A 14,407-nucleotide genomic window follows, 5' to 3' on the forward strand; every position below is an offset into this window, starting at 1 on the left:
ATTCCCGTACGTCCGCCCCAGTGCTGCCCGAGGGCAGTTAGGACGACGAGTACTGTGGGACTCGCTTCCGGTCCTCCCGGCGGGAGGCGCGCAGCATCAACACTCGACCGAGCAACTCCGACAGTCTGCCATATACGGCGGGGCCTCCGCCAATCGAGCCGGAGAGAATACCCCCAGGGTGACGTAGGTCAAACCGGGGCCGCGGTCGATGCGAGCCACGGCGCGGAATGGACCTCTCCCGGTGCGCGGAATTGGATCTTGGGATGGGGCCAGGAGCTGCCTAGCGTCCCTGTCATGACGATTCCCGCCCCGGCCGATAGGGCAGACCCCGGCCGGTCGCCGCAGCCGGCCGACCGGGCCGCGATACCGGCCCCGCCGCACCCACGCCTGATCGGCCTCCTGGCGGCGGCCTGCGGCCTGATCGCCGCCTGCCTCTACTACTGCCAACCCCTGCTCCCCCGGATCGCGGACTCCTACGACGCCTCCCCGTCCGCGACCGGGATGCTGGTGACCACCACCCAGGCCGGTTACACGCTGGGCCTGCTGCTGATCGTGCCACTCGGCGACATCGTGGCGCGCCGCCGCCTGGTCGGGATCCTGCTCGGCACGGCCGGCGCCGGAATGCTCCTGTCGGGGTCGGCCCCCTCGCTGTGGGTGCTGCTGGCCGGAGGCGCGGCCGTGGGCGCCGGGGCGGTCGTCGTGCAGGTCCTCATCCCGTACGCGGCCTCCGTCGTCCCCGCCGAGGAGCGCGGCCGGGCGATGGGCACCCTGCTCACCGGCGTCCTGCTCGGCATCCTGTTCTCCCGCACCGCGGCCGGCCTGGTCGGCGGGGCGTTCGGCTGGCGGGCGGTGTTCCTGGCCGCGGCCGGGACGCTGGCGGCCGTGGCCCTGTTCCTCGTCCGGGTGCTGCCGTCGTCACCTCCGGACGTGCCGATCGGCTACGGCGCCCAGCTCGCCGCCACGCTACGGCTGGCGGCTGCGGAGCCGGTTCTGCGTCGGCGCTCACTGATCGGGGCGTGCTGCTTCGCAGCCTTCAGTGCCTTCTGGGCGACCTCGGCGTTCCTGCTGGCCGGCCCGCACTACGGCTGGGATGCCTCCGCGATCGGGCTGTTCGCGCTGGTGGGCGCGGCGGGCGCGATCGCGGCCAAGGCGACGGGCCGGCTCGCCGACACCGGCCGCCAGGGCGTGGCCACCGGCGTGCTGCTCCTCCTCGGTGTGGCCGCGTTCGCCGCGATGTGGCCGGGCGGCAGCAGCCTGGCCTGGCTGGTGGCCGGGGTGCTGGTGCTGGACGCCGCCGTCCACGGCGTCCAGCTGCTCAACATGAGCGTGGTCTACGGCCTTCCGGACCACCCCCGGGCCCGGATCGCCTCGGTCTACATGACGTCGTACTACCTCGGCGGCGCGGCGGGCTCCGCCCTCGGCATCACCGCGTACCGGTTCGGCGGGTGGGGTGCCGTCCCGGCGACAGGGGCCGCGCTGCTGACCCTGGCCCTGCTGGTGTGGGGTGTCGGCCGTCGGCGAGGATCACCCCGCAGCGGGTGGCGGGCGTGATGGCAGGATGAGGGGATGATGGCGAATCAGCCGTGGTCGGGGCTCCACTGCGACCTCCTGGCAGCGAAGTCACAGGTGTACGACCCGTGCGGCTTTGCCTGCTCGCAGCCGGTGCCCGAACCGGAGAGCGCCGAGTACGCGGCTCACCGATTCACGCTCGACGGGCTCCCTGTCAGGTTCCGCGTGGCCAAGACGACCCCGACGAAGGTGGGCCAGTTCGTCACCGTGTGGCAGCGGTCCCCGGAGGGTCCGATCAGGCCCTTCGATGCCGACGACGGGGTTGACCTCGTCGTGATCAGCAGCCGCGACAACGACCACTTCGGACAGTTCGTGTTCTCGCGCGAGGTGCTGTGCGAGCGCGGGATCATGTCACGGAACGGCTCCGCCGGGAAGCGAGGATTCCGCGTCTACCCGCCCTGGGTGACCACGACGAATCGCCAGGCACACAGCACGCAGGCATGGCAGGCGAACTACTTCCTGCACCTCGGCGAGGACGCGCGTGCAGACCTGACGCGCGCCCACGCCCTCTACCACCCGTAGGGCCCTCAGGGACGGGGAGTCTCGGTCGCGTACGGCAGGAAGTCGGCCCAGGCCGTCGGAGTGACGGCGAGGCGGGGGCCTTCGGTGTTCTTGGAGTCGCGGATGTGGATGGTGGTGGGGGTGGGGGCGACTTCGAGGCAGGAGCCGGGCTCACCGCTGTCGCTGTAGCTGCTCTTGAACCAGTGGAGTTCGGCGGTGCTCATAGTCTCCCCAGTGCTCGCTCGATGAAGGCTTGCGACTCCCTCGGCGTGAGAGCCTGCGCCCGGATAATGCCATAGCGCAGTTCAAGGATCCGAAGATCCTTTGGGCTTGAGACCGGACGGCCGTTGAACGCACCGTCGGAACGTCCGATCGACGTGCCATCGGCGAACTTCAACACCCGGATCTCGCCCTGCGTTCCGGCGTGTTCCTCCCGGCCGGTCGGCATGACCTGAAGCGTGACGTTCCGCAACTTCGCTACCTCCAAGAGGTGTTCGAGCTGTCGGCGCAACACCATCTTCCCACCGTAGGGACGTTCGAGAGTCACCTGCTCCAGGACGAAACTGAGCGTCGGGGCCGGCTCGCGTTCAAAGACGGCCTTGCGAGCCATACGTGCGGAGGTCTCCCGCTCCACGACGTCTTCGGTGAGTGCGGGCTGCGTCATCTCGAACAGCGTGCGCGCGTACTCCGGCGTCTGAAGCAAGCCATGGATGTTGTGGTTGCCGTACGCCAGCATCTCCACCGCCCGCGCCTCCAAGTCCGCCAGCTCCCGCACCTTCTTCGGATACCGGGCCCTCTTCATGTCCTCCATGAACGCCCGCAGATGCCCCTGCGCCCTCAGGAGCTGGTCCGCCCTGTCCAGGAACTCCGGTCGGGGGATGCGGGCGCCCCGCTCGATCTTGCGGATCATGTCCTCGCCGTACCCCATGGCCTCGGCCAGCTCGGACACCGTCAGCCCGGCCGCCTCCCGGCACACCCTGAGCAGTCGCCCCACCGCCTGAACCACCGGCTCGATCTCGTCGCCCGGCTCGACATCCCAACCCGCCTCGTCCACACCCTCGCCCATGGCTCCTCCTTCGCCGCGCAGTCGTACCCGTACAACGCCTGAGACAGCCGAGACAGCCGAGACAAAGACGGGACAGTCACCGGCCGTAAGGGCCTTGTCGCTCACCCAGGGAAGCAGGCTCCGACACGCTGAGTGACATGAATCAGGAAACCGCCGCGCCCCCGGCCGAACTCCCCAGCCCCATCCCCAACTTCACGGTGCTCCTGTCCCCCACGCCTCGCGGCGCCCGCCTGGCCCGACTACTCGCCACCGAACAACTCCGCACCTGGGGGCTTCCGTTGGACGCGGCGCAGCACATCGTGGCCGAGCTGGCGGCCAACGCCGCGACCCACGGCAGGGTTCCCGGGAGGAGTTTCCGCCTCACGCTCTACGTCGTCGGCGACACACTCCGCATCGAGGTGACCGACACGCGCGGTGACCGCCTGCCCCGGATCCAACTCCCCTCCGCGGAGGGCGACTCGGGGCGGGGGCTGGTCGTCGTGGAGGCGCTGGCCGATCGCTGGGGCGTCGCGTCGGGCCGGACTCCGCGCAAGACCGTATGGGCCGAGATCACCGTCCCGGCGCCGGAACGCGGCCGCCCGTGTTCCGGTGCGCCAGGCGGTCTTTCCCAAGGAACACGAGGGTGAAAGAACCCGACCAAGCCCCACCCCTCCCGCCCGTGGCGCCACCTCACCCTCACGGGTGAACATCGCCAACTCAGCTGGATTTCCAGCCCGTTGCCTGTCTTACGCTCAGCGCAACACAACCCAGACATGCGACGGCCCTCGCCGGGACTGGCATCCCAGTGCGAGGGCCTGACCACCGAGGAAGAAGCAGCTTCCTGATGGACACCCAGCACCCTAGCGTGCCCCCGCACGCCCAGCCCCCTGTTGCGGGCAACAAGCACCCGAACCGGGGCCCCGAAGTCGCACACTCCGGCGGGCTCGTCCACGACCACACCCGCCACACCACCCGTTTCACGGTGATCGGCAACCACCTCACCCAGCATCCGGACCTCTCCCTCCTCGCGATCGGTCTGGCCTGCCACATCCAGTCGCTGCCGAAGGGCGCCCGCGTCGACATCAAGACGCTCACCGCCCGTTTCCCCGAGGGCGCGACCCGCATCGCCGCCGCGCTGCGCGAGCTGGAAGCCCACGGCTACCTGCGCCGCGAGCGCCAACGCGTCCCCGGCGGCCGTATCGTCACCCACACCATCTCCTGCAACCAGCCCGGCGGCCGGAGGGACGCTCACGGGCCCAGGGCGGCCACGGCTCGGAAGATCCCCGCACCGCGCAAGGCGCTCCCGGCGGTACCGCGCCCGGCCTGCCCCTCCCTCGCGCTCCTCCGGACGGCCACGGACCTGCTCGCGGGCCTGCGCCGTCAGGACCCCCGCCTGCTGCTCTCCGAGATCGACGCGGCTCACCTGGCCCCTGGCGTCGCGGCCTGGCTGGAACGCGACGTCAGCCCCACCGCCGTAGGCCGGGCCCTGACCACCGACCTGCCACCCGAGGAGCTACGCCGGCCCGCCGCCCTGCTGGCCCACCGCCTGGCCACGCAGCTGCCGCCCCCACCGCCGTTCCACGTACCGGCCGCTCCGCCACCCGTACGGCACTCGCTCCAGACCTGCGACGGCTGTGACCGCGCCTTCCGGGCGCCCCGACCCGGCCGCTGCCGCGACTGCCGAACCGATCTCCTGGAGGCCGCCTAGCATGAAAGCGACGATCCTTGCCCCTGGGCACAGACGAGGAGCGAGCGCCATGACCATCGCACCGGACGACGCGCGGCAGGGCGCCTCCCACGCCTATCGAGCCATGCGGGACTTTGTTCAGTCCGTGGAGGACACCCTCCCTGGCAAGTTCGAGATCACCAAGGAAGGACTCGTCCACGACATGATGTCGCCCGTGAAGCAACACGAGCTGACCGCGTTGTATCTCCGGAAGCGCCTGGAGAAGGTCATGCCGGAGGAGATCGTGGCCCACACGGGCGAACCCGACGTGGAGGACGAACCCGAGACTATCTTGCGGCACCCCGACGTGATGGTGATCGCGCTGGCCGATATGGAGGGTGATGGCTCCTTCGATCCCCGCACACTCATCGCCGCCGTCGAGATCGTCTCTCGCTCCAACCCCGACAACGACTGGGTCGGCAAGATCCGCGACTATCCCCTGATGGGCATCCCCGTATACGCCATCTTCGACCCCCGCACCGGCACCGGCGCCGTCTTCACGGACATCCACTCCACCCCGGCCGGCCCCCGCTACGCCACCCGTAAGGACTTCGTCTACGGCGAGGACGTCACCATCGGCGACTGGACGATCTCGACGGAGGGGCTACCGCTCTACGGGTGACAAAACGCCGAAGAGGCCCGTACGACCGGAGTCGTACGGGCCTCCCCTTAGGTCAGATGACCCTCAAGCAAGCGGAGCTTACTTGGTGATCTTGGTGACCTGGCCGGCGCCCACGGTGCGGCCACCCTCGCGGATGGCGAACTTCAGGCCCTCCTCCATGGCGACGGGCTGGATGAGCGCCACCGACATCTCGGTGTTGTCACCCGGCATGACCATCTCGGTGCCCTCGGGGAGGGTCACCACGCCGGTCACGTCCGTCGTACGGAAGTAGAACTGCGGGCGGTAGTTGTTGAAGAACGGCGTGTGGCGGCCACCCTCGTCCTTGGACAGGATGTAGGCCTGCGCCTCGAACTCGGTGTGCGGGGTGACCGAGCCCGGCTTGATGATGACCTGGCCGCGCTCGACGTCCTCGCGCTTGATGCCGCGGAGCAGCAGACCGACGTTCTCACCGGCCTGGCCCTCGTCGAGCAGCTTGCGGAACATCTCGATGCCGGTGACCGTGGTGGTGGTCTTCTCGGTCTTGATGCCGATGATGTCGACGGTCTCGTTGACCTTGAGGACACCACGCTCGATACGACCGGTGACGACGGTGCCACGACCGGTGATCGTGAAGACGTCCTCGATCGGCATGAGGAACGGCTTGTCGACGTCGCGCTCCGGCTGCGGGATCGACTCGTCGACGGCGTTCATCAGGTTGAGGACGGAGTCCACCCACTCCTTCTCGCCCTCAAGGGCCTTCAGAGCGGAGACCTTGACGACCGGAACGTCGTCGCCCGGGAACTCGTACTCGGAGAGGAGCTCACGGACCTCGAGCTCGACGAGCTCCAGGATCTCCTCGTCGTCCACCATGTCGGCCTTGTTCAGGGCGACGACGATGTACGGAACGCCGACCTGGCGGGCCAGGAGCACGTGCTCCTTGGTCTGCGGCATCGGGCCGTCGGTGGCGGCGACCACCAGGATGGCGCCGTCCATCTGGGCGGCACCGGTGATCATGTTCTTGATGTAGTCCGCGTGACCCGGGCAGTCGACGTGGGCGTAGTGACGCGCCTCGGTCTGGTACTCGACGTGCGCGATGGAGATGGTGATACCGCGCTGGCGCTCCTCGGGCGCCTTGTCGATGTTGTCGAACGGGGTGGCCTCGTTCAGGTCCGGGTACGCGTCGTGCAGCACCTTGGTAATGGCGGCCGTGAGGGTCGTCTTACCGTGGTCGATGTGACCGATGGTGCCGATGTTGACGTGCGGCTTAGTCCGCTCGAACTTCGCCTTCGCCACTGGGGTCCTCCTGTGGAGTGGTTCTGTACGCCTTGGTTCGTCGGCGCCAGGTGATCTTTGCTGTTAAGTCCCGGGCCCCGGGTCATTCAGCCACGAACGCGGATGAATGACCCGTGAGGCTCCGGAGTCAAGCCTAAAGCGTGTGAACGCGGTGCGTTACTCGCCCTTGGCCTTCGCGATGATCTCCTCGGCGACGTTCCGCGGAACCTCGGCGTAGGAGTCGAACTGCATCGAGTAGCTTGCGCGACCCGACGTCTTGCTGCGGAGGTCGCCGACGTAGCCGAACATCTCCGACAGGGGCACGAGGCCCTTCACGACGCGGGCACCAGCCCGCTCCTCCATGGCCTGGATCTGGCCACGGCGGGAGTTGATGTCGCCGATGACCTCACCCATGTAGTCCTCGGGCGTGGTGACCTCAACGGCCATCATCGGCTCGAGGAGCACGGGCGAAGCCTTGCGCGCGGCCTCCTTGAAGGCCTGCGAACCGGCGATCTTGAAGGCGAGCTCGGAGGAGTCCACCTCGTGGTAGCCACCGTCGATCAGGATGACGCGCACGCCGGTCATCTCGTAGCCGGCGAGGATGCCGAACTGCATGGCCTCCTGCGCACCGGCGTCCACCGAAGGGATGTACTCCTTCGGGATGCGGCCACCGGTCACCTTGTTCACGAACTCGTACGAGGCGTCGCCGCCCTCGATGGGCTCGATCGCGATCTGCACCTTGGCGAACTGACCGGTACCACCGGTCTGCTTCTTGTGGGTGTAGTCCACGCGCTCGACGGCCTTGCGGATCGTCTCGCGGTACGCGACCTGCGGCTTGCCGACGTTGGCCTCGACCTTGAACTCACGGCGCATACGGTCGACCAGCACCTCGAGGTGCAGCTCGCCCATGCCACCGATGATGGTCTGGCCGGTCTCCTCGTCCGAGTGGACCTGGAAGGACGGGTCCTCCTCGGCCAGGCGCTGGATCGCGACGCCCAGCTTCTCCTGGTCACCCTTCGACTTGGGCTCGATGGCGACCTGGATGACCGGCGCCGGGAAGTCCATGGACTCCAGGATGACCGGGTTCTTGTCGTCGGACAGCGTCTCACCGGTGGTGGTCTGCTTCAGGCCCATGACGGCGACGATGTCACCGGCGCCCACCGACTCGATCTCCTCACGCTTGTTGGCGTGCATGCGGTAGATCTTGCCGATGCGCTCCTTCTTGCCCTTGACGGAGTTCAGCACCGAAGAGCCGGACTCCAGGCGGCCCGAGTAGACCCGGACGAAGGTGAGCTTGCCGAGGTGCGGGTCGCTCATGATCTTGAACGCCAGCGCGGACAGCGGCTCGTCGTCGGACGGCTTGCGCTTGACGACCGTCTCCGGGTCCTTGACGTCGTGGCCTTCGATGGCCTCGATGTCGACCGGGGACGGCAGGTAGCGCACGACCGCGTCGAGCAGGGGCTGGACGCCCTTGTTCTTGAACGCGGTGCCGCAGAACACCGGGGTGACCGTGGTGTCCTTGGACTTGCCGGACGCGATGGTGATACGACGGATCGCGGCGTACAGCTGCTCCACGGAGGGCTCGGTGCCCTCCAGGTACAGCTCCATGATCTCTTCGTCGTTCTCGGCCACGGCCTCCAGCAGCTTGCCGCGGTACTCCTCGGCAGCCTCGGTGTGCGTGTCCGGGATGTCGACGACGTCGTACATCTCGCCCTTGGTGGCCTCGGCGGACCAGACCAGGGCCTTCATCGTCACCAGGTCGACGACGCCCTTGAAGTCGGCCTCGGCACCGATCGGGAGCTGCATGACGATCGGCTGCGCGCCCAGGCGGTCCGAGATCATGTCCACGCAGCGGTGGAACTCGGCGCCCGTGCGGTCGAGCTTGTTGACGAAGCAGATACGCGGCACGCCGTAGCGGTCCGCCTGACGCCACACCGTCTCGGACTGGGGCTCCACGCCGGCGACGCCGTCGAACACCGTCACGGCACCGTCGAGCACGCGCAGGGAGCGCTCCACCTCGACGGTGAAGTCGACGTGACCCGGGGTGTCGATGATGTTGATGGTGTGGTCGACGTCTTCCAGCGGCCAGTGACAGGTGGTGGCAGCAGAGGTGATCGTGATGCCACGCTCCTGCTCCTGCTCCATCCAGTCCATGGTGGCGGCGCCGTCGTGGACCTCACCGATCTTGTACGACACACCGGTGTAGAACAGGATCCGCTCGGTGGTGGTCGTCTTGCCCGCGTCGATGTGGGCCATGATCCCGATGTTGCGGACCTTGGCCAGGTCAAGTGAAGTGGTAGCCATAAGGCTTCAGTCTTCTCTCGGTCTCGATGTGGGTAGCGACTACCAGCGGTAGTGCGCGAAGGCCTTGTTGGACTCGGCCATCTTGTGCGTGTCCTCGCGCTTCTTGACGGCCGCACCGAGGCCGTTCGAAGCGTCGAGAAGCTCGTTGAGCAGACGCTCGGTCATGGTCTTCTCGCGACGGGCGCGGGAGTAACCGACCAGCCAGCGCAGCGCGAGCGTGTTGGCACGACCGGGCTTGACCTCGATCGGAACCTGGTACGTCGCACCACCGACACGGCGGGACTTGACCTCGAGGGTCGGCTTGATGTTCTCCAGCGCGCGCTTCAGCGTGATGATCGGGTCGTTGCCCGTCTTCTCACGCAGACCCTCCATGGCGCCGTAGACGATGCGCTCGGCGGTGGAGCGCTTGCCGTTCAGCAGCACCTTGTTGATGAGCGACGTGACCAGAGGAGAACCGTAGACCGGGTCGATGATGACCGGGCGCTTCGGGGCGGGGCCCTTACGAGGCATTCTTACTTCTCCTTCTTGGCGCCGTAGCGGGAACGGGCCTGCTTGCGGTTCTTGACACCCTGGGTGTCGAGGGAGCCACGGATGATCTTGTAGCGAACACCCGGCAGGTCCTTCACACGGCCGCCGCGCACGAGCACGATGGAGTGCTCCTGCAGGTTGTGTCCCTCACCCGGAATGTAAGCGGTGACCTCGATGCCGCTGGTCAGACGCACACGCGCGACCTTACGCAGGGCCGAGTTCGGCTTCTTCGGGGTGGTCGTGAACACACGCGTGCAGACGCCACGACGCTGAGGGGAACCCTCGAGTGCGGGCGTCTTGTTCTTCTCGACCTTGTCCTGCCGGCCCTTGCGGACCAGCTGCTGGATCGTAGGCACTACTTCTCCGGTTTCTGTGTGCCGATGGGTACAGCTAACCTGGAACGTCGCCGACCCACGCGGTCGGGTGTGTCGAATCCCGCGGACCTTTGCCGCCAGGCAAAAAGGGCGCAGATTACGGTGGCCGGTCGAGGCTCGCAATGCGGTTTGAAGGCACGCACGAGAGCCAGGGCACACCCCAGGCACAAGGTCTGAGCGTACCTACCTCACGGACTTCGGTCAAAACAAATGGAGCGGCCCCCGACACGCCGGACTTCTCACCTCGTAAGCCGGGTTTGGTCCCAGTTGTCCGGCGCCTGCCGAGAGGGCGCCCGAGTGCCACGTCATCCCTGGTCGGAGCGGTCGCAGACGTTCTTCGGACATTTCTGGCCGGTTTCCACTCTTGCCGGGGAGAGGAGCGGTGCGCTTTCAGTACGTTGATCCGTCCGGTGCGGGTGAACGATTCGGGGGGCCGGCATGACGAGCACGTGGACCACGCCGTATGCGCGGGACGACGGCGGTCTGGACGACCGGGTGCCGTTCCTGGCGCGGCTGGAGGCCGAGGACCGGGCGGCGCTGCTCGCGCTCGGCCGGGAGCTGGCCTTCACCGCCCGCACGGTGCTGATCCACCAGCACGACCCGTCCTCGCACGTGATCTTTCTGCTCACGGGCTGGACCAAGGTGACCGCGGCGGCCGCCAACGGCTATGAGGCACTGCTCGCGCTGCGCGGCCCCGGTGACATCGTCGGCGAGTCGGCGGCGCTCACCGGGCGGCCGCGCTCGGCCACGGTGACCGCGCTGGAGCCGGTGCGCTCGCTGGCCGTGGAGCACGAGCGGTTCCGGGACTTCCTCGGGCGCTCCCCCGCCGCCTCGCTGGCCCTGCTGGGCCTCACCTCCGACCGCACCCGCGCGGCCGACCGGCGCCGCCTGGAGTTCGCCTCCATGAACGTGCGCGAGCGGCTCGCCGTACTGCTGCTGGACCTGACCCGCACGCACGGCCGCCGCACCGCGGAGGGCATCGAGGTGTCCGTCCCGCTGAGCAAGCAGGAACTGGCGGGCTCGGTGGGCGCCTCGCGCGAGGCGGTGCAGCGGCTGCTGAAGGAGCTGCGGGAGCGTGACGTGGTCCGCACCGGCCGCCGGGCGCTGGTGATCGTGCGGCCGGACGTGCTGCGCACGATCGCGCGGGTGCAGCCGCCGCGGTGAAGGGCGCGCACCAAGTGCCTGCGGCGCCCTGCCTGGCCTGAGGCGCCTTCTGTGCACACGGTCACAGTTCGAGTGGTTCATCCGTCCTCACGTCCCTGCGACCCCCCGCGTCACCCTTCTGACGGCGGCGCGGCCCGCTCCGCCAAGGCCCCGCTCCGCCAAGGCCCCGCTCCGCTACGGCCCCTATCCCCTGCGGCACTCACCGAGAGGCGCTCATGAACGACCCCGTGAACCGGACCATGCTCCTGCTCGACATCGAGAGGTACAGCGACCGGGACGACGTGGAGCAGGCGTATCTGCGACGCGTTCTCTACAACATCGCCGACCGGACCCTGGAACAGGCCGGCATCGACGAGACACGGCGGCTGCGGGCCGACCGGGGCGACTCGGTCATGGAGCTGATCGACGCGGACGCCTCCGTCACGGCACTGCTGCGGGCCCTCCTCACCGAGGTGCCGGCCCAGTTGCACGGTTACAACCGGCTGGCGTCGAGTTCGGCCCAGATCCGTCTGCGAGGCGTGGTCGCCACCGGCTACGTGGCCGTCGACGAGCACGGCGGCTGGGTCGGCTCCGACCTGAACCACGCCTGCCGGCTGCTCGACGCCCCGCTGCTGCGCGCGGCCCTGCGGGAGCGGACCGGCGGCTTCGCGCTGTGCGTGTCGGAGGGCGTGCACACGGGGATCGTGCGCCACGACCACCACGGCATCCCGGCCGAGGCCTTTCACGCGGTGACCGTGACCAGCAAGAACGGGCCGTTGCGCGCCTGGCTCCACGGGCCGGTACCGCACGGCGCCACGAACCACAGTGAGACGGGGGCGGGGGAAACCCCGGTGCCGGGCACGTCGGGGGACGTCCCGGCACCGGGGTCGCCGGCCGAGGAGCCGACCGCCCACGCCCAGGTCTCACCGACCGCGGGAACGCCCACGCCCGCACCGCCCGCGTCCGCGCCGCCCGCGTCCGGTTCACCCGCGCCGCAGACGTCGGCCGCGCAGCCCCCCGCGGCCGCCGGTGGCGTCGTGTTCAACTTCGGCAGTGGCTCGCTCCGCTTCGGCGGCAGCCTCGTCGCCGGTGACCAGCACGGTGTGTCGGGCGGACAGGTCACCGGGGACGTGCACCTCGGCGGAACGGCGGGTGAGGAGTCGTGACGGCCGCGGCGGCAGCCGCCCCCGACGGCGGTGCACCCGGCGCCGCTCCGTTGAAGCAGCCTCCACCCGGAGAACCGCCCAAGGGCCCGCAGGCGTCCGCCGAGGATCCGCTGTCCGACGCCGGTATGGAGCCGGAGGCGGAGGGCACCCAGGAGGCACGGGCCGCCCAGCGGGAGCTGTTCGCGCACACCCCCGGCTTCTTCCTCGGTGACGAGGCCCGCTTCGGCGGCAGCCTGGTCGGCGGCGCCCAGCACGGTGTGTCGGGCGGACAGGTCACCGGGGACGTCTACCTGGGCGGCCGCACCGAGATCCACCACCATGGCGCCCCCGGCAGCACGCCCGAGACCTCCGGCGAGATACCCCGCGAGCAGATCGAGGAGCTGGCGGCCGTCTTCGCCGAGGGGCCCGCCTTCACCACCGCGCTGGAGCGGTTACGCGAGGAACGGGTGCTGGTCCTCTCCGGCGCCCACGCGACCGGCCGCAACGCCGCCGCCCTGATGCTGGTGCACCGGCTGGGCGTCCCCGCCGTCCACGCGCTCAGCCCCGAGACCCCGCCCGCCGCCCTGAGCGGCGCGCTCGCCCGGCCCGGCGGCCACGTCCTGCGCGACCTGCCCCTCAGCCGCAACCGGCCGCTGCGCGACACCCACCTGTTCGCCGCCCGCGACCAGCTCGCCAAGGCCGGCGGCTATCTCGTCGTCACCGTCGAGAACTCACCACACCTGCCCGGCGTCACCCCCTGCCCGTGGACCGCGCCGCCCGCCGAGGACGTCGTACGGGCCCTGCTGGCCCGGCGCAGACCCGCCGACGCCGATGCCCTGCTCGCGCTGGAGCCGGTGACCGACTTCCTCGCCGACACCGGCCGTCATCCGGCCGAGGCCGCCGCGTTCGCCGAGGCGCTGTCGGCGTACGACGGCACCCCTCAGGCGCTGGCCCGGCTCGCGGACTTCGGACAGGCCGCCGTGGAGAAGCAGTGCCGGGACTGGCTCGGCGATCCGGACACCGGGCTGCGCGACAAGGCCTTCCTCATCTCACTGGCCGTCTTCGACCAGGCGCCCTACGTCCTGGCCGCCGAACTCGCCGACTCGCTGTTCGTGCACTTCGAACGGTTGCAGCACCCCGACACACCGCCGACCATCCCGGTCTTCGGACCGACCGCCGAGGACCGCCTCGCTCTTGCGCGTGCCGACGGTGAGATACGGCAGGAGCAGACCGACTGGGGTCCGGTTCCGCAGTTCATGGCCGCCTTCCGCGACGAACGCACCCCCCAGGTGCTGCTCACCGAGGTGTGGACCAGCCACCCCTCGGCCCGCCCGGCCGTGGTCGAGTGGCTGAGACGGCTCGCCCGCGACGGCCGTCCCCTGGTCCGTACCCGAGCCGCCGCGGCCACCGCGCTGCTCGCCGCCGCCGACCTGCCCTCCACGATGGCCCTGCTCGTCGACGGCTGGGCGACCGCACGTACCGTCGGCCCGCGCGTCACCGCCGCCAACACCCTCACGCTGGCCCAGCTCCTCGGCGCGCCGGTCGTCCTGCGACTGCTGAGCCAGTGGTGCAACGACGGCCACTGGGGGCGGCGGTGGACCGCCATCCGCGCCTTCGGTCTGCTCGCCCCGCTCCGCCCCGACCTGGCCGGGCCGGCCCTCGACGCGCTGGCCTCCCGTGCCCGGGTCGCCGCCAGCAGCCAGGCCGAACAGAACAACCTCACCGAGTCCGCCGCCCTGCTGCTGTCCGCCGGCCAGCGCCGCGGAGAGGTGCTCGCCGAGTTCGTACGGCTGCTGTACCGGGACACCCCCGCGGTCCGCGACCTCGCCCTGGCCGCCTTCGCCCGCGCCTGCGACAACGACGAGGACGGCTCGCTCGTCGGCTGGTACGCCGAGACCGGCATGTACCAGGCGGACACCGCCCGGGACATGGCCACCCTGTGGCGCACCGCGCTGGGCGACCGCGCCCACACCCGGCCGGCGCTGAACGCCCTGCAGACCTGGGTGCACGTCGCCGCCCGGCGTGCGGACGCGGCGCGAGCCCTGGAGCTGTTGCTGCCCGCGCTGGTCGTCACCGCCGAGGACCGCAAGCGCCTCGACCACGAGCTGCGCACCATGCGGGCCGAGGACGGCAGCCCACGCCCGCCGATGGCCGGGCACCTGCTCACGGTGCTGCACCCGGTGCCGGCCGCGAACTGAA

The 14,407-nt window shown here is 69.7% G+C and carries 14 protein-coding genes; 8 read left to right on the forward strand and 6 right to left on the reverse strand.

All coding sequences use genetic code 11. The features are described 5' to 3' along the window. The first annotated feature begins 294 nt into the window (after window positions 1–294). Both AB5L52_RS17975 and AB5L52_RS17980 read left to right on the forward strand, forming a co-directional pair. A complete protein-coding gene (locus AB5L52_RS17975; RefSeq protein WP_369364991.1) occupies window positions 295–1,551 on the forward strand; it encodes an MFS transporter in 1,257 nt (418 codons plus the stop codon). Window positions 1,552–1,566: 15 nt separating this feature from the next. Continuing rightward, the gene (locus tag AB5L52_RS17980; protein WP_369364992.1) at window positions 1,567–2,091 is read left to right on the forward strand and encodes a MepB family protein; all 525 of its coding nucleotides are present in this window, start codon (window positions 1,567–1,569) and stop codon (window positions 2,089–2,091) included. Between the two features lie 5 nt (window positions 2,092–2,096). On the opposite strand, the gene AB5L52_RS17985 is transcribed toward AB5L52_RS17980, so the two are convergent. Together AB5L52_RS17985 and AB5L52_RS17990 are read right to left on the reverse strand one after the other, a co-directional pair. After that, the gene (locus tag AB5L52_RS17985; protein WP_351766156.1) at window positions 2,097–2,294 is read right to left on the reverse strand and encodes a DUF397 domain-containing protein; all 198 of its coding nucleotides are present in this window, start codon (window positions 2,292–2,294) and stop codon (window positions 2,097–2,099) included. Further along, on the reverse strand, window positions 2,291–3,136 hold the full coding sequence (locus tag AB5L52_RS17990) for a helix-turn-helix transcriptional regulator (RefSeq protein ID WP_351766154.1): 846 nt from the start codon (window positions 3,134–3,136) through the stop codon (window positions 2,291–2,293). Before AB5L52_RS17990 ends, AB5L52_RS17985 begins: the two co-directional genes overlap by 4 nt. A 137-nt stretch (window positions 3,137–3,273) precedes the next feature. On the opposite strand from AB5L52_RS17990, the gene AB5L52_RS17995 reads away from it, so the two are divergent. From AB5L52_RS17995 to AB5L52_RS18005, 3 genes are all read left to right on the forward strand, one after another. After that, window positions 3,274–3,762, forward strand: coding sequence for an ATP-binding protein (locus tag AB5L52_RS17995; protein ID WP_351575257.1), 489 nt, complete (start codon window positions 3,274–3,276; stop codon window positions 3,760–3,762). Between the two features lie 197 nt (window positions 3,763–3,959). Then, the gene (locus AB5L52_RS18000) at window positions 3,960–4,823 is read left to right on the forward strand and encodes a helix-turn-helix domain-containing protein (protein ID WP_369364994.1); all 864 of its coding nucleotides are present in this window, start codon (window positions 3,960–3,962) and stop codon (window positions 4,821–4,823) included. 49 nt (window positions 4,824–4,872) lie between these two features. Next, the gene (locus AB5L52_RS18005) at window positions 4,873–5,463 is read left to right on the forward strand and encodes a Uma2 family endonuclease (RefSeq protein WP_351766148.1); all 591 of its coding nucleotides are present in this window, start codon (window positions 4,873–4,875) and stop codon (window positions 5,461–5,463) included. A 78-nt stretch (window positions 5,464–5,541) separates the two neighbouring features. On the opposite strand, the gene tuf is transcribed toward AB5L52_RS18005, so the two are convergent. From tuf to rpsL, 4 genes are all read right to left on the reverse strand, one after another. Continuing rightward, the gene (gene tuf / locus AB5L52_RS18010; protein ID WP_351030046.1) at window positions 5,542–6,735 is read right to left on the reverse strand and encodes an elongation factor Tu; all 1,194 of its coding nucleotides are present in this window, start codon (window positions 6,733–6,735) and stop codon (window positions 5,542–5,544) included. A 156-nt stretch (window positions 6,736–6,891) separates the two neighbouring features. Further along, a complete protein-coding gene (gene fusA / locus AB5L52_RS18015) occupies window positions 6,892–9,018 on the reverse strand; it encodes an elongation factor G (RefSeq protein ID WP_351030048.1) in 2,127 nt (708 codons plus the stop codon). Between the two features lie 39 nt (window positions 9,019–9,057). Continuing rightward, window positions 9,058–9,528 carry a 30S ribosomal protein S7 gene (gene rpsG, locus AB5L52_RS18020; RefSeq protein ID WP_003992340.1) on the reverse strand — a complete coding sequence of 157 codons (471 nt, stop codon included), beginning with the start codon at window positions 9,526–9,528 and terminating at the stop codon, window positions 9,058–9,060. Between the two features lie 2 nt (window positions 9,529–9,530). Beyond that, window positions 9,531–9,902 (reverse strand): 30S ribosomal protein S12, encoded by a 372-nt coding sequence (rpsL, locus tag AB5L52_RS18025; RefSeq protein ID WP_003948652.1) that lies wholly within the window; start codon window positions 9,900–9,902, stop codon window positions 9,531–9,533. Between the two features lie 456 nt (window positions 9,903–10,358). Between rpsL and AB5L52_RS18030 the strand changes: the two genes are divergently transcribed. From AB5L52_RS18030 to AB5L52_RS18040, 3 genes are all read left to right on the forward strand, one after another. After that, window positions 10,359–11,084, forward strand: coding sequence for a Crp/Fnr family transcriptional regulator (locus tag AB5L52_RS18030; RefSeq protein ID WP_351030049.1), 726 nt, complete (start codon window positions 10,359–10,361; stop codon window positions 11,082–11,084). A gap of 215 nt (window positions 11,085–11,299) precedes the next feature. Beyond that, a complete protein-coding gene (locus AB5L52_RS18035; RefSeq protein ID WP_369364997.1) occupies window positions 11,300–12,229 on the forward strand; it encodes a hypothetical protein in 930 nt (309 codons plus the stop codon). Next, on the forward strand, window positions 12,226–14,406 hold the full coding sequence (locus AB5L52_RS18040) for a hypothetical protein (RefSeq protein ID WP_369364999.1): 2,181 nt from the start codon (window positions 12,226–12,228) through the stop codon (window positions 14,404–14,406). Before AB5L52_RS18035 ends, AB5L52_RS18040 begins: the two co-directional genes overlap by 4 nt. Window position 14,407: the final 1 nt, after the last annotated feature.

This window comes from Streptomyces sp. CG4, assembly GCF_041080655.1.
In the GTDB taxonomy this organism is placed as follows: Bacteria; Actinomycetota; Actinomycetes; order Streptomycetales; family Streptomycetaceae; genus Streptomyces.

Coding starts and splice junctions, on each gene's coding strand:
- AB5L52_RS17975 (WP_369364991.1), top strand. CDS start 295: ATGACGATTCCCGCCCCGGCCGATAGGGCAGACCCCGGCCGGTCGCCG.
- AB5L52_RS17980 (WP_369364992.1), top strand. CDS start 1,567: ATGATGGCGAATCAGCCGTGGTCGGGGCTCCACTGCGACCTCCTGGCA.
- AB5L52_RS17985 (WP_351766156.1), bottom strand. CDS start 2,294: ATGAGCACCGCCGAACTCCACTGGTTCAAGAGCAGCTACAGCGACAGC.
- AB5L52_RS17990 (WP_351766154.1), bottom strand. CDS start 3,136: ATGGGCGAGGGTGTGGACGAGGCGGGTTGGGATGTCGAGCCGGGCGAC.
- AB5L52_RS17995 (WP_351575257.1), top strand. CDS start 3,274: ATGAATCAGGAAACCGCCGCGCCCCCGGCCGAACTCCCCAGCCCCATC.
- AB5L52_RS18000 (WP_369364994.1), top strand. CDS start 3,960: ATGGACACCCAGCACCCTAGCGTGCCCCCGCACGCCCAGCCCCCTGTT.
- AB5L52_RS18005 (WP_351766148.1), top strand. CDS start 4,873: ATGACCATCGCACCGGACGACGCGCGGCAGGGCGCCTCCCACGCCTAT.
- fusA (WP_351030048.1), bottom strand. CDS start 9,018: ATGGCTACCACTTCACTTGACCTGGCCAAGGTCCGCAACATCGGGATC.
- rpsG (WP_003992340.1), bottom strand. CDS start 9,528: ATGCCTCGTAAGGGCCCCGCCCCGAAGCGCCCGGTCATCATCGACCCG.
- AB5L52_RS18030 (WP_351030049.1), top strand. CDS start 10,359: ATGACGAGCACGTGGACCACGCCGTATGCGCGGGACGACGGCGGTCTG.
- AB5L52_RS18035 (WP_369364997.1), top strand. CDS start 11,300: ATGAACGACCCCGTGAACCGGACCATGCTCCTGCTCGACATCGAGAGG.